The organism is Acidovorax sp. ST3 (assembly GCF_003231145.1).
Lineage (GTDB): Bacteria > Pseudomonadota > Gammaproteobacteria > Burkholderiales > Burkholderiaceae_C > Acidovorax.
The window spans coordinates 26,753-45,405 of sequence record NZ_QKVP01000007.1 but is presented as its reverse complement, the minus strand read 5'-3'; the positions used below and the strand labels follow the sequence as shown (position 1 = coordinate 45,405).

At 68.2% G+C, this 18,653-nt stretch carries 18 protein-coding genes; 11 read left to right on the top strand and 7 right to left on the bottom strand.

Features of this window, described 5'->3' with window-relative positions; genetic code table 11:
- Positions 1-47 precede the first annotated feature (47 nt).
- Positions 48-251: a DUF2892 domain-containing protein gene (locus tag DNK89_RS21405; protein ID WP_110961891.1), complete on the top strand. Its 204-nt coding sequence runs from the start codon at positions 48-50 to the stop codon at positions 249-251.
- Positions 252-261: 10 nt separating this feature from the next.
- Complete coding sequence (locus DNK89_RS21400; RefSeq protein ID WP_110961756.1) at positions 262-813, top strand: RNA polymerase sigma factor; 552 nt, start codon at positions 262-264, stop codon at positions 811-813.
- Positions 814-841: 28 nt separating this feature from the next.
- Here the strand turns inward: DNK89_RS21400 and DNK89_RS21395 are convergent, their stop codons facing one another.
- The 3 genes from DNK89_RS21395 to DNK89_RS21385 all read right to left on the bottom strand — a co-directional run bounded on the left by DNK89_RS21395 (position 842) and on the right by DNK89_RS21385 (position 4,570).
- On the bottom strand, positions 842-2,158 hold the full coding sequence (locus DNK89_RS21395) for a ferric reductase-like transmembrane domain-containing protein (RefSeq protein ID WP_110961755.1): 1,317 nt from the start codon (positions 2,156-2,158) through the stop codon (positions 842-844).
- 151 nt (positions 2,159-2,309) lie between these two features.
- Positions 2,310-3,497, bottom strand: a complete 1,188-nt coding sequence (locus tag DNK89_RS21390; protein WP_110961754.1) for a twin-arginine translocation pathway signal protein — start codon at positions 3,495-3,497, stop codon at positions 2,310-2,312.
- A 17-nt stretch (positions 3,498-3,514) separates the two neighbouring features.
- Positions 3,515-4,570 carry an NAD-dependent epimerase/dehydratase family protein gene (locus DNK89_RS21385; RefSeq protein ID WP_110961753.1) on the bottom strand — a complete coding sequence of 352 codons (1,056 nt, stop codon included), beginning with the start codon at positions 4,568-4,570 and terminating at the stop codon, positions 3,515-3,517.
- A gap of 142 nt (positions 4,571-4,712) precedes the next feature.
- On the opposite strand from DNK89_RS21385, the gene DNK89_RS21380 reads away from it, so the two are divergent.
- The gene (locus DNK89_RS21380; RefSeq protein WP_015016075.1) at positions 4,713-5,597 is read left to right on the top strand and encodes a LysR family transcriptional regulator; all 885 of its coding nucleotides are present in this window, start codon (positions 4,713-4,715) and stop codon (positions 5,595-5,597) included.
- An 8-nt stretch (positions 5,598-5,605) separates the two neighbouring features.
- Here the strand turns inward: DNK89_RS21380 and DNK89_RS21375 are convergent, their stop codons facing one another.
- Positions 5,606-6,076 (bottom strand): hypothetical protein, encoded by a 471-nt coding sequence (locus DNK89_RS21375; RefSeq protein WP_110961752.1) that lies wholly within the window; start codon positions 6,074-6,076, stop codon positions 5,606-5,608.
- Positions 6,077-6,091: 15 nt separating this feature from the next.
- Positions 6,092-6,790: a hypothetical protein gene (locus tag DNK89_RS21370; RefSeq protein WP_110961751.1), complete on the bottom strand. Its 699-nt coding sequence runs from the start codon at positions 6,788-6,790 to the stop codon at positions 6,092-6,094.
- A 239-nt stretch (positions 6,791-7,029) separates the two neighbouring features.
- Here DNK89_RS21370 and DNK89_RS21365 point away from each other — a divergent pair, with 239 nt between their 5' ends.
- The 7 genes from DNK89_RS21365 (at position 7,030) to DNK89_RS21335 (ending at position 14,022) form a co-directional block, all read left to right on the top strand.
- Positions 7,030-8,685 carry a DUF4139 domain-containing protein gene (locus DNK89_RS21365; RefSeq protein ID WP_110961750.1) on the top strand — a complete coding sequence of 552 codons (1,656 nt, stop codon included), beginning with the start codon at positions 7,030-7,032 and terminating at the stop codon, positions 8,683-8,685.
- A gap of 110 nt (positions 8,686-8,795) precedes the next feature.
- On the top strand, positions 8,796-9,275 hold the full coding sequence (locus DNK89_RS21360) for a universal stress protein (protein WP_110961749.1): 480 nt from the start codon (positions 8,796-8,798) through the stop codon (positions 9,273-9,275).
- A gap of 18 nt (positions 9,276-9,293) precedes the next feature.
- The gene (locus DNK89_RS21355; protein WP_110961748.1) at positions 9,294-9,818 is read left to right on the top strand and encodes a phosphatidylglycerophosphatase A; all 525 of its coding nucleotides are present in this window, start codon (positions 9,294-9,296) and stop codon (positions 9,816-9,818) included.
- On the top strand, positions 9,818-10,345 hold the full coding sequence (locus tag DNK89_RS21350; RefSeq protein ID WP_110961747.1) for a CinA family protein: 528 nt from the start codon (positions 9,818-9,820) through the stop codon (positions 10,343-10,345). Before DNK89_RS21355 ends, DNK89_RS21350 begins: the two co-directional genes overlap by 1 nt.
- An 87-nt stretch (positions 10,346-10,432) precedes the next feature.
- The gene (locus DNK89_RS21345; protein WP_110961746.1) at positions 10,433-11,338 is read left to right on the top strand and encodes an alpha/beta fold hydrolase; all 906 of its coding nucleotides are present in this window, start codon (positions 10,433-10,435) and stop codon (positions 11,336-11,338) included.
- Between the two features lie 218 nt (positions 11,339-11,556).
- Positions 11,557-13,446: a patatin-like phospholipase family protein gene (locus DNK89_RS21340; protein ID WP_110961745.1), complete on the top strand. Its 1,890-nt coding sequence runs from the start codon at positions 11,557-11,559 to the stop codon at positions 13,444-13,446.
- An 84-nt stretch (positions 13,447-13,530) separates the two neighbouring features.
- A complete protein-coding gene (locus tag DNK89_RS21335; protein WP_110961744.1) occupies positions 13,531-14,022 on the top strand; it encodes a nuclear transport factor 2 family protein in 492 nt (163 codons plus the stop codon).
- A 12-nt stretch (positions 14,023-14,034) separates the two neighbouring features.
- Here DNK89_RS21335 and DNK89_RS21330 read toward each other — a convergent pair whose 3' ends face one another.
- The gene (locus DNK89_RS21330) at positions 14,035-15,531 is read right to left on the bottom strand and encodes a SulP family inorganic anion transporter (protein WP_110961743.1); all 1,497 of its coding nucleotides are present in this window, start codon (positions 15,529-15,531) and stop codon (positions 14,035-14,037) included.
- A gap of 306 nt (positions 15,532-15,837) precedes the next feature.
- Entirely contained in the window at positions 15,838-16,692 is an 855-nt protein-coding gene (locus tag DNK89_RS21320) for a YecA family protein (RefSeq protein ID WP_110961742.1), read from the bottom strand.
- A 216-nt stretch (positions 16,693-16,908) separates the two neighbouring features.
- Here DNK89_RS21320 and DNK89_RS21315 point away from each other — a divergent pair, with 216 nt between their 5' ends.
- A complete protein-coding gene (locus DNK89_RS21315; RefSeq protein WP_110961741.1) occupies positions 16,909-18,651 on the top strand; it encodes an FMN-binding glutamate synthase family protein in 1,743 nt (580 codons plus the stop codon).
- Positions 18,652-18,653: the final 2 nt, after the last annotated feature.

Below are 18,653 nucleotides of genomic sequence, written 5' to 3'. Positions count from 1 at the left end.
GCGCCCTGTGCTGGCACCTTCGTCACCCCACCAAGGAGCTTTTCACCATGCTGTACCGCAAGAACATCACCCGCCCCGAAAGCCTGCTGCGCGTTGTCGGTGGGATCGCCCTCATTGCCGCCGGGCTGTGGTGGCTGGCCGCATCGCCCCTGGGCCTGGTGCTGGCCGCCTCGGGCGTGGGCAGCATCCTGAGCGGGGCGTTCGGCTACTGCCCCGCCTGCGCCATGGTGGGCCGCAAGCCGGTCGAGTGAGCGGCGCCCCATGACAGCAACGTCCCCGCCCCTCACCGTGGCCCAGCTGCTGCCCGCCGCGCGCAGCGGTGACGCGAATGCGATGGAGCAGCTGCTGCGCCTCACCCGTCCTGACATCCGCCGCTATGCGCTGCGCCACTGCGCGGCCACCACCGCGACGGACGACGTGGTGCAGGAGGCCCTCATCATCGTCTACCGCCGCGTGGGCGCACTGCGCGAGGTGGCGGCGTTTGGCGGCTGGGTGGTGCGCATCGTGCAACGGCTGTGCATGCGGCCCATGCTGGCCTGGCTCAAGGGCGAGCCGCTGGCGCAGGTGGAGGACAACCTCGCCTGGTCCCACCGCCCCGACCACGAACTGCGCCACGACCTGGCCCTGGCCATTGACTCGCTGCCGCCCCTGTACCGCGAAGCCCTGCTGCTGCGCGACTTCGAGGAACTGACCATCGAAGAAATGGCGCAGCGGCTGGGTGTGACGCGCGAGGCCGCCAAAAGCCGCCTGCACCGCGCGCGGGCCCTGGTGCGGGAATATCTGGTGCCCACGGACCAGCACCCGACACGCTAGGCCACGGAGAGGCGCAGGGCCTCTGCCCTCAACGCATCTGGAACAACTCCTGGTGAAAGCGCGCAGGCGAACGCCCCAGCTGCTGCATACCCTGCCGCACCGCCTCGGCTAAACCCTGCGGCCCGCAGAACCACACACTGGCCGCCGGGCTGGTGCCTGCCAGGAGCACTGCCGGCGTCACGGGCCCGGCATCGTCGCTGTAGTGAATATCCAGCGCCACGCTGGGCAGACGGGCGCACAGCGCGGCCATGCGCTCGGCAAACACGGCCTCGCCCGTATGGCGCACGCAGTAGTGCAGGTGCACCCGGGGTGCCAGCGCGGGCGTGGACTGTAGCGACTCCAGCCAGGCCATGAACGGCGTGGCGCCAATGCCCGCAGCCACCCACACCTGTTCAGGGGCGCTATCGCTGCGGAAGTCGAAGCAGCCATACGGCCCCTCGATGTTCACCCGCTGGCCCGGCTGCACTTGCAAAGGCAACTGTGCCGTGTGATCGCCCAGCGCCTTGATCGCAAAGCGCAGCATGCCGGCGCCCTGATCGGCATTGAGCAGGGTGAACGGGTGCGCGCCTTCTGCCTTGCCAAACGTGACAAACGCAAACTGCCCAGCCGTATGCCGCCAGGCACTGGCGGGGCTGACCTGGCAGGTCACCTCCAGCACGCGGGCCCCTTGAGGCGCCACGCTCACCACGTGGGCCGCATGGCGGCGGCTGCGCCCGATGGCCCCGACCAGCGAGCGCACGGCGCACAACACCCCCACCAGCGTGCACAGGCCCACCAGCACGCCCGCAGGCTGCGCCCACCAGGCGGGTGGCGTCAGCACCACGGCATGAAACGCCAGCACCAGGTACACCCCGGCCAGCAGCTTGTGCAGGTAGCGCCAGACGTGGTACGGAAACCGCTGCCACAGCGTGATAACCAGCATGGCCGCCAGGAACCACACCGCCCATTCCCCCATCTCCTCAGCCAGGTGGCGGAAGGTGTTGAGCCACCAGTCCGCCCGCGGCGCACGCACCGGACGGCCCACCCAGGCCGCCAGCAGGCTGCGCGACAGCTGCAGCCCGTAGTGCAGCAGCGCCAGCACGATGGCCCCGATGCCCGCCCACTTGTGCAGGCGGTAGCTCTTGTCCAGGCCGTCCAAGGGCTTTTCCAACCACGCGGGGCGCACGGCCAGCACCATGATCAACGACATCAGCGCCCAGGCCGACACCCCGGTGAGCAGGATCAGCTGGTTGCGCCACCACCAGACATCGCCCCACGCAGGCGGCGCTGGCTGCGGCCCCCACAGTGCCATCAGCCAAGCCGCACCTGCCAGCGCCAGGGCGCCCACCAAAACCTTCTTCCACATCACCAGTCACCATTTATTGCAATGCAGCAACTGTAGAAAACTGCGATGAACGCCACCTGAACGGCGTGTGAAGCAGCGGCAAAGCGCGCCAGCTTGTAGCCGGAGGTTGATCTGCATCAGCCCTCTGCGCAGAGGACAGCCGGACTCGAACTCACGTCCGTACAAATTTCGCAAGCGCCCTGCGCGGCGTGGCGGGCGCCGGGTCGGGTGCGTAGCCCATGCGGCAGAACATCTGCACCGTGGCATCGTGCGGCGTGCGCGGCGCGGGCTGGCCCAGCACCAGCTGGTGCACCCGTTCGTAGTGCGGCGCCATCTCGGCAAACTCCTGCAGGGCCTGGCTCATGGGGTGTATGCCTACGCCCAGCGCGGTGGCCTGCAGCTGCAGACGCACATACGCACGCCCGGCCTGGACCTGGTCGCTGCGCGTGTTGGGCCCGGTGATCCACACAAACCCCATGGCCGTGCTGCTGTGGCCCTCAAAACGCCCCATCGCGCTTTTGTAGGCGGCGCTGCCTTCGGCCGGGGGCTGGGTGCGATCGAACAGGCCCAGCGCGGCCACGGCGCGCACAAAGGGCGAGTTGATCGAGATGCCGTCACGGTGCTGTAGGATCTCCGCCGGGCCCACGCGGGTGAGGTGGATGCTTTCCATCATGGTGCGCGGCGTGAGCAGCTCGACCTGGGCGGACTCCCAGCACAGCGTGCGCAATGCGGGCAACTGGTCTGCCGCCACGGTGCCGCCCACGCGCAATGCGGTCTGCCCGGAGGCTGGGGCGCTGGCCAGCAAGCGGGCCAGCAGCTCGGGCGCCACGGGGCGAGTGGTGTCGAAGTCGGTCTTGGGCGTGCGGCGCAACAGCACGTGGGCAAACAGTGGGTCGGGCTGACCACCGGGCTGCAGCGTGATGCGCGCCACCGGGCGGTCGTCCCAGTCTTTCGGCGCCAAGGGCAGCTCACCCTGTGGCCACAGTTGCACCTGGCTGGCCACGCCCTGATGGGCCAGCGCCATTACCAGCAGTTCCAGAAACGCGCCGTGGCCGATGAGGATCTGGCGGCCCAGCGGGTCGGTGTGGGGCAGCACGCGCTCGCGGTCGGTGCGCAGGGTGATTACGCTCTGCTCGCGCAGGTCCACCAGCCAGGGCTGCAGGTTGTGCGGGTTGGGCGCGGTGATGGCGTAAGCCACGGCGCGGCGGCGCAGGTCGGTCTCGCCCACTGGGCCGTTCCAGGCCTCCACCGCCTCGGCGGGATAGTGCGAGCCCAGTGCGCCACAGGCAGCCAGCGAGCCTGCCGTGGCAGCGGCGATGGTGCCGCCACCGGCCAGGCGGATGAAGTTGCGACGGTTCATGGGAGTGCTCCAAAGGGTCAAAGTGGGTGGGGTCCGGCCAGCGCGGCGCGGGGCGTGTGAATGGCCACCAGCCCTAGATCCGCCAGCGCCTGGCGCACGGCCTGGTCAAACGGGGTGTGGACTTCGTCGCCGGTCAGGGCGCGCAGGCGGGTGTTGTCCAGCCGGTGCGGCGTGCTCCACAGGTAGCGCATGTCCGCCAACGCGGCGAACGTGGGTGCCACCAAGCCGGCCAAGCGCAGCAAGGGCCAAGGCAACTTCCCCCCCCGTAGCGCGCCCGTTGCGGGCAGCCAGCCCTGCTCCGCCGCAATGGCCGTGAAGCTGCGCAGCCACTGCTGCGCGGTGACGTGGTGGCCCGCGAAGTGCAGGCACTCGAAGGCGGCCAGCCGGTGCCGCTCCTGCGCCACGCGCACCAGCGTGCGGGCCAGGTCGGGCAGGTACGCCCAGGGCGTGGTCACGTCCAGCGGGCCGGGCCAGGTGATGCGGCCCCGGGGCAGGTCCTTGGCGATGGCCTGGTCGATCCAGCTGCCGGTGCCGCTGCCAAAGAAGTCCCCGGCGCGCAGCACCACGGCGCGCATCTCGCCCGCTTGCGTGGCGGCCTGCAGGCGCTGCTCCAGCTGCACCCGCATGCGGCCCTTGAAACCGGTGGCGGCCTGGGGCGTGTCTTCGCGCAGCACTGGCGGCATGGTTTTGCCAAAGTTGTAGACGTTGCCCGGCAGCATCAGCGTGGCGCGCAGCTGGCGGCTGACGGCAATGGCCGCCTCCATCAATGCGGGTGCCTCTTCGCGCCAGGCCTTGTGGGTGTAGGCGGGGTTGAGCGCATGCACCACCACCTGCGCCCCTTGCGCCTGGGCAGCCAGCGCGGCGGTGTCGTCGACCGCCACGGGCATCCACCACACCCCGGCGATGGCAGGCAAGGTGGCGCGCTGCGCGCCGGGCCGCACCTGGGCCAGCACCTGCCAGCCTGCCTGTGCAAACGCACGGGTGGCAGCCAGGCCCAGGCGGCCGCGAGCGCCCAGGATCAACACGGTAGGCGGCTGCTCGCCAGCGGTGGGAAGCAAGGGTTGAGGGGTCATGCCAGGGCTCCATTCACAAGGGATAGAGCGATTGTGAAAACGCAGGAACTGTTACACAATTGGCTAAGCATTCATACCAGCAATGCAAATATGAATACCACCAACCACCCCGCTGTAGCCCTTTCGCAGGCACGCTATCGCCATGAACCAGACCTTTGACTGGAGCCTCGTGCAGTCCTTCCTGGCCGCGCTCGACCAGGGCAGCCTGCTGGGCGCGGCACGCGCACTCAACGCCAGCCAGCCCACCATCGGCCGCCACATTGCCGAACTGGAATCGCAGCTGGGCGTGGTGCTGTTCGAGCGCACCGGGCGTGGCCTGCTGCCCACGGCCACGGCGCTGCGGCTGGCCGAATCGGCCCGCGCTATGGAGATGGGCGCCCACCAGCTGGCTCGCAGCGTGTCGGGCGCCGAGGAAGGCGTGACCGGCACCGTGCGCATCACCGCCAGCCAACCCGTGGCCTGTGTGCTGCTGCCGCCCGTGCTGGCGCGCATGCGCCAGGCGCTGCCCGAGGTGCAGGTGGAGCTGGTGGCCAGCAACCAGGTCACCAACCTGCTGCGGCGCGAGGCCGACATTGCGCTGCGCATGGTGCGCCCCGACCAGGCCAGCCTGGTGGCCAAGCGCATCGGCGCCGTCACGCTGGGCGCCTACGCCCACCGCGACTACCTGCGCCGCAAGGGCACGCCCCGCCAACCGCCCGACCTGCTGCAGCACGAGCTGGTGGGCAACGACCGGCACGAAGACATCCAGCAAGGCTTTGCCGCCATGGGCTACCCCGTGGAACGCCAGCACTTCGCGTTCCGCACCGACGACCTCATGGCCTATTGGGAGGCCGTGCGCGCAGGGCTGGGCATTGGCTTTGTGGGCAACTACATGGCCCGCACCGACCCGAACGTGGTGGCCGTGCTGCCCCAGCTGCCGCTTCCTGATCTGCCCATCTGGCTGACAGTGCACCGCGAGATACGCACCAGCCGCAAGATCAGGGCGGTGTATGACTTTCTGGCGGCAGAGGTGCCCTTGGTGCTGTAGAGGCCGTGTCAGGTGTGCTCAGGCTGCGGCTGCCCACGCACGATGAAATGCCGGGTGAAACCTACAGGGCGGCTCACGCCTGTGGGCTCCGACCACAGCGGAATACGAAAGCCCGGCTCGGGGAGTACCTGAACGCTCCAGTCGGTGTCGCCGATGAAACGGAAGCGGAATGTGTCCAGCTCAGCCGACTCGAGCGGCGAGAACGATCCCGTCGCGTAGATGCCGCCCAGCGTCGCGGAATCCAGCAAGCGCAGATCAGCGTCCAGCAGGTGGATGTGCAGCAGCTCTTCAAACGGCGTGTCGTCGGTGGTGAACAACAGGTAAAACGACTGCCACTGAGCGGCCATCTCCAGCACAGCGCCCGGCACCCGGCATACGGACGCCTGACCGTTTCGCAGGATCTCGCACTGGGGTGGAGCGTCTTCATGGGGCGTACGGACGCGTACTACCGAGAGGTCTGCGGGGGACACGATCTGCATGTGAAAAGCCCCCCACTACCAGAAGAAGTCCACGCCAAACGCAGCCAAAGCGCCGCCTACAAAAGCTCCCACAGTGACACACACTGGAGCTCCCGGGCCACATGCCAGGCCCGCCACCGCACCGCCTGCAATACCACCGCCAATGCCTGCGCCCGTCACTGCCAGTTCGCGGCGCGCAGCACTGGCCTTGTCTTCGGCATTGGCGACGGAGTACACCGAGATAGCGATGGACACCACCAGCAGACCGCGCCCCGCGCGCGAAAGGTTGCGCATGGTGGCCGTCACCCGGGGATTGGAGGTGCCTGCGGACTTGACGATCTCCGCGTACACCGCATTCTTCTGCGTAGCCGACAGCCGGTTGAAGTCGGCGGACACGCCATGCAGTTGCTGCGTCTTGCGCGCAATCAGTTCATTGAGGGTTTTGCCCTCCCGCTTGAGTCGCTCCGCCATGGCGCGACCTACCGGGGTGCTGCGCCCGCGGATGACTTCCATGATCGCGTTGCGCGCCTCTTGGGCCTGCTGCGCGGCTTGCGCCCATGTCATGCGCCCGCTGGCCACCTGGCCCCGCAGTTCGTTCGCCATGACCTGTATCTGCATCGCATAGGACTGCCGCGCTGCGGCATCGATCGCCAGGTGGGTGCCAGCGTTGGCAATCTCGAACTCCAGCGCTCGAATGGCGGAATCAAAGGCACTCTTGTCCTGGGTGTCCTGCACGCGGTGTCTCCAACAAAGGCTAGAAAGGAGTGAGCGGGCTCCACGCCCGCGCCGGCATTTTTAAACGCCAAGGCACATCACACGGCAGATTGCCCTGCAGAAATGGTTACAGGACGTTGGGCGATCCTAGGGACATTGCACCCTCCAGCAAGCCAGGCAAGAGACAGGCCCCATCCCCAATGGCAGCAGTACGTGCGGCTGCTAGCATCCGTGCACTCTGCGCATCTCAGGAGCCGCTCATGCCCATCCCCCCTGCCGTGACCCGCCCCGTGTTGGCCAGTCTGGCACTGTTTCTTCTGGCGACCTTTCCTGCCCAAGCCCAAGACACCTCCCGCATCGCCCGCGTCACCGTCTACCCTGGCAGCGCCACGGTGGAGCGTGTGGCCAAGGTGACCGCTGGCGCACGCAGCCTCACGCTGGCCTGCCTGCCCGCGTCGCTGGATGTGCAGAGCCTTCAGATCAACGCCGACCCTGCCGTGCGCGTGGGCGAGTTCAATGTGCTCACCGAGGACCGCGATGTGGCAGCAGGCTGCGCCAGCCCGCTGGACGGCCGCATCCGCGAGCTGGAGGATCAGATCGCCGGGGTGAAGGCCGAGGCTTCGGCCCTGCAGCTGGTGGATGGCTACCTGCGCAGTGTGGCGCAAACCGGCACGGGCCCGGAGGCGCCAGCGTCTGCCAACACCGCCCCCCGTGCCGCCACTCCAACGCCCGCACAGATCACCGCCACCGCAGAGGTGCTGCGCAGGTCCGGGCAGGACAGCGCTGCGCGCGCGCACCAGCTCCAGCGCAAGCAGGAGGCGCTGGAACTGGCCCTCAAACCCCTGGTGGCCGAGCGTGACCGCGTGGCCAGCCAACGCGCACGGGTGGTGTCGGTCACCATCAACCTGGCCACGGAGCGCGAGGCCGAACTGCGCCTGTCCTACCAGGTGCGCGGCCCTGGCTGGCAGCCCAGCTACCGCGCCACGCTCGATGCCAACAAATCCACGGTGCTCATCGAGCGCCAGGCCCTGGTGGCGCAAAACAGTGGTGAAGACTGGGGTAACGTGCAGCTGACCTTGTCGACGGGCCAGCCCGGGCGCGCCACACAAGGACAACTGCCGCGCCCCTGGTGGCTGAACGTGGCGCCACCGCCCCAAGGCTCGCCTGCACCCGCCATGGCGATGGCACCAGCGCCCGCACCGACCGTTGCGTCGCTGTCCCGGTCGCGCAATGCCGCCGAAGAGGCCATGCCCACGTTTGACGTGAGCGCCCTCGACAAAGGGTTTGCCACCGAGTTCGCCGTGCCCCAGCGCATCACTGTGCCTTCCAGCGGCCAGCGCCTGACGCTGGCGCTGGGCAGCCACAGCGCCCCCGCCACACTGATCACACGCACGGCACCCGCCGTGGAAGAAGCGGCCTACCTGGTCGCGCAGATTGCGCAGCCGCCCGGTGTATGGCCCGCAGGCGCAGCGGGCCTGTACCGCGACGGCGCCTTTGTGGGCAACGGCCGCATCAACTTCGGCGCACCCAGCGCCGGTGCCCCGGCGGGCAGCACCAGCCTGCCGTTTGGCCGCGATGAACTGGTCACCGTGCGGGCCGAGCCTGTGCAGGACCTGACGGGCAGCAGCGGTTTTACCGGCTCGCGCGTGGAGCGCAAGACGCGCCGGGCCTACAGCGTGGAGAACCGCCACAAGACAGCCATCACGCTGCAGGTGCTGCATGCCGCACCGGTCTCGCGCAATGAAAAGATCGAGGTCGAATCGCGCTACCAGCCCCAACCAGCAGACACGGCATGGAACCGCACGCCCGGCACCGTGGCCTGGCAACAGCCCGTGGCCGCGGGGGCCACGGCACAGTTCAGTGCCGAGCACACCATCCGTTACCCCAAGGACGTAGAGCTGATCGAACGCCAGTGACCTTGGAGACACGGTGACTGGCCCTCTGAACGCCCCGCGCAACAGCGGGTCGGTCACAATCCGTCACAGCGCCTGCCAAGGCGCCACCGAGCCCCCAGGAGCCCGCCGCCATGAGTTACCAACACCTCCTCGTTGCCGTTGACGGCAGCCCCACCGCCGACCACGCCGTGAACGAAGCCACGGGCCTGGCCCAGGCCACGGGCGGACGCATTCGCCTGCTGAACGTGATGGACCCGTTGGCCCACATCAGCGGTTTTGAGCGGCCCGATGTGTACAGCCAGGAAGTGCTGCCCCGCCTGCGCCAGGCCGGCGAGGCCTGGCTGCGCCGCGCCCAGGAGCGCGTGGCGCAAAGCGGCGTGCCAGTGGACACCGTGCTGATCGAAAACCTCGACGCCCGGGTGGCTGACTTGGTGGTGGAACACGCCCAGGCCTGGGGCGCCGACCTGATCGTGCTGGGCACCCACGGGCGCCGTGGCCTCGCCCGCGTGCTGATGGGTAGCGATGCCGAGCAGATCGCGCGCACCGCCCCTGTGCCCGTGCTGCTGGTGCGCCTGCCCGCCGGGGCTACCGGCAACACCGCCAGCGCCTGACCCCTTTTCTTCCGTGCCATGACCGTTTCCGAGCCCCAGCCCAGCCTTGCCCCCCTGCGCCCCAGCGTGCGCTTCATGCTGTCCCACCCGGCCCACTTCATGGCGCTGGGCTTTGGTGCCGGCCTGGCCCCCAAGGCACCGGGCACCGTGGGCACGCTGTGGGCCTGGCTGGCATACCTGGTGCTGCAGCAGTGGCTGAACCCGCGGCAAATGGGCCTGCTGATCGCGATCAGCACCGTGGTGGGTTGGTGGGCCTGCACCACCACAGCACGCCACATGCGCGTGGCCGACCCCGGCAGCATCGTGTGGGACGAGGTGGTGGCCTTCTGGCTGGTGCTGTGGCTGGCCATGCCCATAGGGCTGTGGGGGCAGGTGGTGGCGTTTGGGCTGTTCCGCTTTTTTGACGCCGCCAAACCCGGCCCGGTGGGCTGGGCTGACAGCCTGTTCAAGGGCTTTGGCTGGCGCGGGGGCTGGGGTATCTTGTGGGACGACTTTGTGGCAGCCTTCTGTACCTTGCTGGTCATTGCACTGTGGAGGTTCTGATGGCACCCACGTCACTATCAAAAAGTGAGCTGCTAGCGCAAGAAATACAAGCGCTTGAGGCCAATTTGACGCAAATATCGCTGCGTTTGCTGGCCCGCCGCCACCTACTGGCCACAGCCGAAAGCTGCACCGGCGGCATGATCGCCGCCGCCTGCACCGACCTGTCGGGCTCCAGCCAGTGGTTTGAGCGCGGCTTTGTGACCTACTCCAACGAAGCCAAGGCCGAGATGCTGGGCGTGCCCCCCGGCCTGATCGATCAGCACGGTGCCGTGAGCGAACCCGTAGCGCGTGCCATGGCCGACGGCGCCCTTGCCCACTCGCGCGCGCAGGTCAGCCTGGCCGTGACGGGCGTCGCGGGCCCCACAGGCGGCACCGAGGCCAAGCCGGTGGGCACCGTGTGGTTTGCCTGGTGCGTGGGCGGCGAAACCCACAGCGAAATGCAGCACTTCGCCGGGGACCGCGCCGCCGTCCGCACCGCCACGCTGCGGTACGCCCTGAAGCGGCTGCTGAGCCTGCTGCCTGCCTGACCCTACCGGGGCACCATGCCCCGGCATGGGTAGCCGCTGTCGTCCACAAGACAGGGCTTCCCCCGCCCCTTGCCACACCATACGGCCATGACAACGACACCCTCCTGGTTTGACGGCTTTGCCACCCAGCGCATCACCACCTCCGGCGCGGAGATCTTTGTGCGCACCGGCGGTACCGTGGGCGCTCCGCCGCTGCTGTTGCTGCACGGCTTTCCGCAAACGCATGCGCTGTGGCACCGTGTGGCGCAGCAACTGGCGCGTGACTACTGCCTGGTACTGCCGGACCTGCGCGGTTATGGCGACTCATCCCACGCGCCCGGCTTGCCCGACCACAGCAACTACAGCAAACGCGCCCTGGCGCAAGACATGGCCGAGGTGATGACCACGCTGGGCCACGACCGGTTCTACCTGTGCGGCCACGACCGGGGCGGCCGGGTGGCCCACAGGCTGGCGCTGGACCACGCCGCGCGCGTCAGGAAGCTGTGCGTGATCGACATCGCGCCCACGCTCGACATGTACGCGCGCACCGACATGGAGTTTGCGCGCGCCTACTACCACTGGTTCCACCTGATCCAGCCCGCGCCGCTGCCCGAGACCATGATCGGCGGCAACGCGCGCGCCTACCTGCACGCCAAGCTGGGCGGCTGGGGCAGCGCAGGCCTGGCCCACATCGAGCCCCAGGCCCTGGCCGACTACGAGCGCTGCTTTTGCACACCCGAGGCCAGCCACACCGCCTGCGAGGACTACCGCGCCAGCGCAGGCATCGACCTGGACCATGACAGTGACAGCCGCGCGCGCGGCGAGAAGATTGCGTGCGATACCCTGGTGATCTGGGGCGCGCACGGTGTGGTGCACCGGCTGTTTGATCCGCTGGCGCTGTGGCAGGCGCAGTGTGCAGGCGTGGTCACGGGCCAGGCCGTGCCGGCGGGGCACTTCATTCCTGAACAATTGCCCGGCGAAACCGCCGAGGCACTTCGCAGCTTCATGCGCTGACGGCCCGGTCCCATTCGGCCCGAAGGGGCAATCGAAAGGGCCTGCCGTGCATTTGTTCACGCGCTGCGCAGGCGCCATGCTCCGTGCAGTGCGCACAGGGGCCTTCGCGTTCCTAGAATCCGCCGCTTCGCACGCTGCGGAACACTTGGCCAGCACCGGTGGCTGGCCAGCCATCACCTTTCGCAGCGCCTTCACTGTGCCTTGCCCATTGCGTGACCATGCCTCCCTTTACCGCGACCCAGAACCAACTGCTCACCGAGCACCTGCGCAACTTTCTGCCAGGCATCGAGCCCGAGGCGCTGGAGCTGCTGCGCGCCCAGCTGGAATGGGTGGAGGTGCCCGGCGGCAGCACGCTGATGACCCAGGGCGAGCCCGGCGAATCGATGTACCTCACCGTCAGCGGCCGCCTGCGCGCCTATGTGCGCAGTGACGACGGCCACAGTGGCACGCAGCGCCGCGTCGCCGACATGGGCCGGGGCCAGGTGATTGGTGAGATCAGCCTGTTCACCGACGCCCCCCGCGCCGCCACCGTGGTCGCAGTGCGCGACTCGGTGCTGGTGCGCCTGACCAAGGACGTGTTCAAGACCCTGCTGGCCAGCAGCGCCCAGGTGTCGATTGCCCTCACACGCCAGATCATCCAGCGCCTGCAGTCAGGCACCGCCGCCCACACGGCCGCGCAGGAGCGCCCTGTGGCCATGGGCCTGCTGCCCGTGAGCAGCGGCGTGGACCTGCAGGCCTTTGGCCAGCGCCTGGCGCGCCACCTCGGCACGGTGGGCCGCGTGCGGGTGGTGGACTCGACCACCGTGGATGCCGAATTGCACGAACCCGGCATTGCCCAGCGTGAAGGTGCCGACGCCACGGCCAACCGGCGCATCGCCATGCTGCTCGACGAGATCGAGGCGCGCAATGACTTCGTGCTGCTGCTGGCAGACCCGGAGCCCACGCCCTGGACGCGCCGCGTGAGCCGCCACTGCGACGAGTTGCTGCTGCTGGCCGACGCACAGGCCGAGCCCGCCATCCACCCCATTGAAGAAAACTGCCTGCTGCGCCGCGCGCCCCTGGCCGAGGCCGCCGAGATCCTGGTGCTGCTGCACCCGGAAGGCACGCAGTGCCCGCGCGGCACCCAGCAATGGCTGGACCGCCGCCCCGTGGCCGACCACGTGCATGTGCGCCCTGCCCTCGACCGCGACATGGCGCGCCTGGCCCGCATCCAGAGCCGCACGGCTGTGGGCCTGGTGCTGGCCGGTGGCGGCGCGCGCGGGTTTGCGCACCTGGGCATCTACCGCGCGCTGCAGGAAGAAGGCGTGGAGATCGACTGCGTGGGCGGCACCAGCATCGGGTCGGTGATGGCCGCGTATGTGGCGTCCGACCAGCCCCTGACCACGGTGATGGACAACGCCCGCGAGGCGTTCCGCACCAACCCCACGGGCGACTGGAGCCTGCTGCCGCTGATGTCGCTCATCAAGGGCCGCCGCCTGCGTCACATCCTGCACGACGCAGTGGGCCAGCTGGTGGGCTTTCCGGCGCAGGTCGAGGACCTGTGGAAGAACTACTACTGCGTGGCCACCAACTACTCGCGCGCCAGCGAACAGGTGGTGCGCCGGGGCAGCCTGGTGAAATCACTGCTGGCCAGCATCTCCATCCCCGGCGCACTGCCGCCCGTGGTGCACGAGGGCGACCTGCTGTGCGACGGCGGTACGTTCAACAACTTTCCCGTGGACGTTATGCGCAGCAGCATGCGCGGCGTAGGCACCGTGATTGGTGTGGACCTGAACTTCCGCAAACCGCGTCGCATCGAGCTGGACGACATCCCCAGCAGCTGGGCCCTGTTGCGCGACAAGCTGCGGCCGCGCGCGCAGCGTCGCTACAAGCTGCCCTCGCTGGCCAGCTACCTCATGCAGGTCACCATCCTGTACAGCATGTCGCGCCAGCGCCAGTCGCAGCAGCTCACAGACCTGTACTTCAACCCCCCCATGGACCGCGTGGGCATGCTGCAGTGGAACCGGTTCGAGCAGATCGTGCAGCAGGGGTATGCGCACGGCATCCAGGTGCTGGACGCATTGGACGACACCAAGCGGCGGCGCATCGGAGGGTTGCGCACCGGCTGAACGCACATCGCCGTGCCGGTCCCGCAGGGGGCAGGCAGCGCAACGGCCCCGGTGTAGCATGGGCGCCCTTGAGGAGGAGAACCCATGCACCCCAACGCCCAGACCCTGCAGCGCTTCTACACCGCGTTTGCGCAACTGGACCACGCCACCATGGCAGCCTGCTATGCCCCCGACGCCACGTTTGACGACGAAGCCTTTTCCCTGAAAGGCCGCGAGCAGGTGGCCGGCATGTGGCGCATGCTGTGCACTGCGACGAAAAAGCCCGGCGCCGCCGAGCACTGGAAGCTGGAGTTCAGCGGCATCGACGCCGATGCGCAGGGCGGCAAGGCCCACTGGGAGGCGCACTACCTCTTCAGCGCCACGGGGCACAAGGTGCACAACATCATCGACGGCACCTTCACCTTCACGCCCGAGGGGCTGATTGCCACGCACCGCGACCGCTTCAACTTCTGGCGCTGGGCGCGGCAGGCACTGGGTGCACCCGGGCTGCTGCTGGGCTGGTCGCCATCGCTCAAGCGTAAGGTGCGCAGTACAGCGGCGGGTAATCTGAAGAAGTTTCTGGCGCAGGGCGGCTAGGGAGCGAGCGGGCTATTGGGCCAGCGCTGCATCGCCCGCCAGGCGGTCGATCAGCACCGCACTGGCTTCGTTCAGCCCCAGCACCTGCACCGTGCAGCCGTGGTGGCGCAGGCGCTCCACCACCTTGTCGAGCGCAGCGACGGCAGTGATGTCCCAGAAGTGGGCGTGCGTCACGTCGATGACCACCGGGCGGCCTTCGGCGCCCAGCACGTCGAAGGCCTCGATGAACGCGTCGGCCGATGCAAAGAACACCTGACCGGACACATGCCAGGTGCGTTGGCCGGTCTGTGCGTCGTCGTGCATGCGCACGTCCAGCATGCGCGACACCTTGAACGCAAAGAACACCCCGCTGAGCACCACGCCCACGGCCACGCCGGCAGCCAGGTTGTGGGTGGCGATGGTGACGGCCACTGTGGACAGCATGGCGGCGCTGGACAGGCGCGGGTGGCGCACCAGGGCGCCGAGCGACTTCCAGTCGAACGTCTCGGCCGACACCATGACCATGATGGCCACCAGCGCAATCACCGGCACCTGCGACACCCAAGGCTTGAGCGCCACCATGAGGATGAGCAGAAACACCCCCGCGAACAGCGTGGACAGGCGCCCGCGCCCGCCGTATTTCACGTTGCCCACGGCCTGGCCGATCATTCCGCAGCCCGCAATGCCGCCAAAGCAGCTGGCCGCGATGTTGGCCACGCCGAGGCCCGCGCATTCACGGTTCTTGTCGCTGGGGGTGTCGGTCAGCTCATCGACCACGGCGGCGGTCAGCACCGATTCGAGCAGGCCCACCATGGCAATCGCCAGCGCGGGCAGCAGGATGATGCGCAGTGTGTCCAGCGACACGGGCACCTGCGGCAGCGCAAACACGGGCAGCGCATCGGGCAACTGGCCCAGGTTTCCCACAGTGGGTAACTTCAGGCCCAGTGCAGACGCCAGCACGGTGAGCACCACCACGCAGATCAGCGGTGACGGGATCACGGACAGCGCAGGCCACGCCAACCGCTGGCCCAGCCACGGCAGTCCGTAGATAAGCGCCAGCCCCAACGCCAACGCACCCCAGGTGGCTGTACTGGCCCCGTGCAGATGCGGCAGCTGCGCGGCAAAGATCAGGATGGCCAGTGCATTCACAAACCCGGTGCGTACCGAGCTGGACACAAAGCGCATCAGCACGCCCAGCTTCATCAGCCCAAACGCCACCTGCACCACACCGGCCAGCAACCCGGCTGCCAGCAGGTAGCCCAGCCCATGCGACTGCACCAGCGGCGCGGCCACCAGCGCCACCGAGCCCGCCGCAGCAGACACCATGGCCGGCCGCCCGCCGGTGAAAGCAATCACCAAGCTGATGACAAACGAGGCAAAGAGCCCCACCGAAGGGTCCACGCCCGCCACGAAGGAGAAAGCGATGACCTCGGGGATGAGCGCAAACGTGGCCACCGCGCCAGCCAGCAGTTCGCGCGGGATGCTGGGCGCCCATTCGGCGCGCAGGCGAGTCAAGGTGGAAGAGTTCATGCGGTGTGCCCTGCAAAAAGCAAAGCGCGCCCAAAGGCGCGCTGCGATGTTTTTCAGATCAAAAAAAGTTCTGACGCCTATCCATCAAGCGTCAATAGCTACAAATGTAATAGCATTCGAATGCAAACGATATGACCGGCGCTGGAGGCCAAGCGCTCGAACCGATTCCGATCTTTTCAGTGCGCGCAGCCCTACCAGCGGCCACCGCGCAAGGGCCGCCCCGCCGCGCTGGTGGCGTCCCCCTTCCCGAATCGCATAGCGATTCGAGAGAAGGGGGAAGGCCCGCAGGGCCTCAGGGGGTTGTACTCAACCTCCGTGGCACTTCTTGTACTTCTTGCCGCTGCCACAGTGGCAAGGGTCGTTGCGCCCCGGCTCGGGCGCCTTGCGCACCGTCTCCACGCGCGGGCCCATGCTCTTCCACAGCTGACGCAGGTCGTACACGGCCCAGATGGCTTCGCCGAAGGCTTCCACGCGCGCCTGGCTGGTGCTGGGCGGGCCGTCTTCGTCGTACATGCAGACCTCGGGCTTGCCGGTGTCGTCTTCGGTCAGGGCGACGATGCGCTCCAGCGCATCGTCCAGCCATTTGGCAGCTTCCTTGTCGCGCGGGGCGGCCCAGTCTTCGGGCCAGTTTTCCACCGCAAACATGAAGCCCAGCGCCCAGACCTGGCCGAAGGACGGGATCTCCTGGTCGTCACCCATCTCGGCGCGCTGTTCGTCGGTGAGGCTGGCCACCGCGCCGCGCATGTCCATGGCTTCGGGCTGGAAGGTGCGGTCGTCGTCCAGCGTCTTCACGTCGGTGTCGAGCTGGGCCACGATCTCGTTCCAGCGGCGCATCCACAGGTCCATGAAGCGGGCTTGCTGGGCAGCGTCGGCAAACGCGGGCAGCAGGGGCAGCGGCTCGCCCTCGGCCACATCCAGCTCGGCGCCGTCGCCCAGCAGCATGGGCAGGTATTCGGCCGGGCCGATGGGGCGGCGGCTGCAGATCAGCGCGGTCATGAAGCCGTCGCAGAACTCCCACTGCGGGATTTCCTCGCCGCGCGCGCGCAGGTCGTCGAGGATGTTGTCCATCTCCTCCAGCTCGTCGGGGCCCAGTGCGGCAGCGGGCGCAGCGGAGGCGTCGAGGTCGTCGTGAGCGGGAGTGGGCGATGTGGGTTCGGTCATGGGAGGCTCCGGTCGTCAAGCGAGAAAGCGGGGGCAGTAAAGCGATGTTTTACTTTTATGATGCGCTGGCCTTGTGCTGTGGCGCTCGTCAGCGGCAGATGCAAGGCGGCCCAGGCAAGGCCAGGGCGTGAAAAAAGAGCCGCGCGCAACATGGCAACCCGATAAAAAGGCGGTCAGTGTAGCCCTCCCGCGCCACCGCCCAGAACCAGGACCCCCATGATCCACCAACTGAACTCCCTGTACCCGGTGCGCTACACGGCCTTTGCGCTGTGCGTGTTCGGGCTGCTGCTGTCGCTGTTTGCGCTGGTGGCGTTTGGCGTGGGCCTGCCCGTGGTGCTGGTGTTTGCAGCGCTGGTGGCCCTGGGCGTGTACGACCTGCAGCAGACGCGCCACGCCATCCTGCGCAACTACCCGGTCATCGGCCACATCCGCTTCATGCTCGAATATGTGCGGCCCGAGGTGCGCCAGTATTTCATCGAAAGCGACAGCGAGGCCGCGCCCTTTTCGCGCGCCCAGCGCTCGCTGGTCTACCAGCGCGCCAAGGGCGACCCGGACAACCGCCCCTTTGGCACGCACCTGGACGTGGGGGCGCAGGGCTACGAATGGGTGAACCACTCGCTCGCGCCCACGCAGCTGCCGTCGCACGACTTCCGCGTGTGGATCGGCGGCAGCCCCGATGCGCCCTCGCAGTCGGTGTCGCCCTGCACCCAGCCCTACCACGCGAGCGTGTTCAACATCTCGGCCATGAGCTTTGGCGCGCTGTCCGCCAATGCCATCCTGGCGCTCAACCAGGGCGCCAAAAAAGGCGGCTTTGCGCACGACACCGGCGAGGGCAGCATCAGCCAGCACCACCGGGTGCATGGCGGCGACCTGATCTGGGAGATCGGCTCGGGCTACTTTGGCTGCCGCAACCCCGACGGCACCTTCAGCGAAGAGCGTTTTGCGGCCAATGCCACCGACCCGCAGGTCAAGATGATCGAGCTGAAGCTCAGCCAGGGCGCCAAGCCCGGCCACGGCGGCGTGCTGCCCGGCGCCAAGGTCACAGCCGAGATCGCGGCCGCACGCGGTGTGAAAGAGGGCGAGGCCTGCATCTCGCCCGCCAGCCACAGCGCGTTTCGCACACCAGTGGAGATGATGCAGTTCATCGCCCGGCTGCGCACCCTGTCGGGCGGCAAACCCACGGGCTTCAAGTTCTGCCTGGGCCACCCATGGGAGTGGTTTGCCATCGTTAAGGCCATGCTGGTCACGGGTATCACGCCAGACTTCATCGTGGTCGATGGCGCTGAAGGCGGCACAGGTGCGGCGCCGGTGGAGTTCAGCGACCATGTGGGTGCGCCGCTGCAAGAAGGCCTGCTGCTGGTGCACAACACCCTGGTGGGCGTGAACCTGCGCGACCGCGTGCGCATTGGCTGCGCGGGCAAGGTGATCAGTGCCTTCGACATCGCGCGCATGATGGCGCTGGGGGCCGACTGGTGCAACGCGGGGCGCGGCTTCATGATGGCGCTGGGCTGCATCCAGGCGCAGAGCTGCCACACCGGCCACTGCCCCACCGGCGTGACCACCCAAGACCCGCTGCGCCAACAGGCGCTGGTGGTGCCCGACAAGGCCACGCGCGTGGCGCAGTTCCACCGCAGCACGCTGCACGCACTGCAAGAGCTGGTGCAGGCCGCCGGGCTGCGCCACCCCAAGGACATCACGGCCCACCACATCGTGCGCCGCATCAGCGACACCGAGGTGCGCCTGCTGTCCAACCTCATCACCCGCATGCAACCGGGCGCGCTGCTGGGCCCGCTGGATGCGCAGCACAACGTATTCCGCCTGTACTGGCCGCTGGCCAATGCCCACAGCTTCCAGGCCAGCGAGCCTGCGCTGGAGCCCTCTGTGCCCCACCATGTCGAGCTGGCGCAGGCCGCCGCCGTCGGCACCGCCGCCGCAGTGGCTGGGGATGCCCCCGTATGACT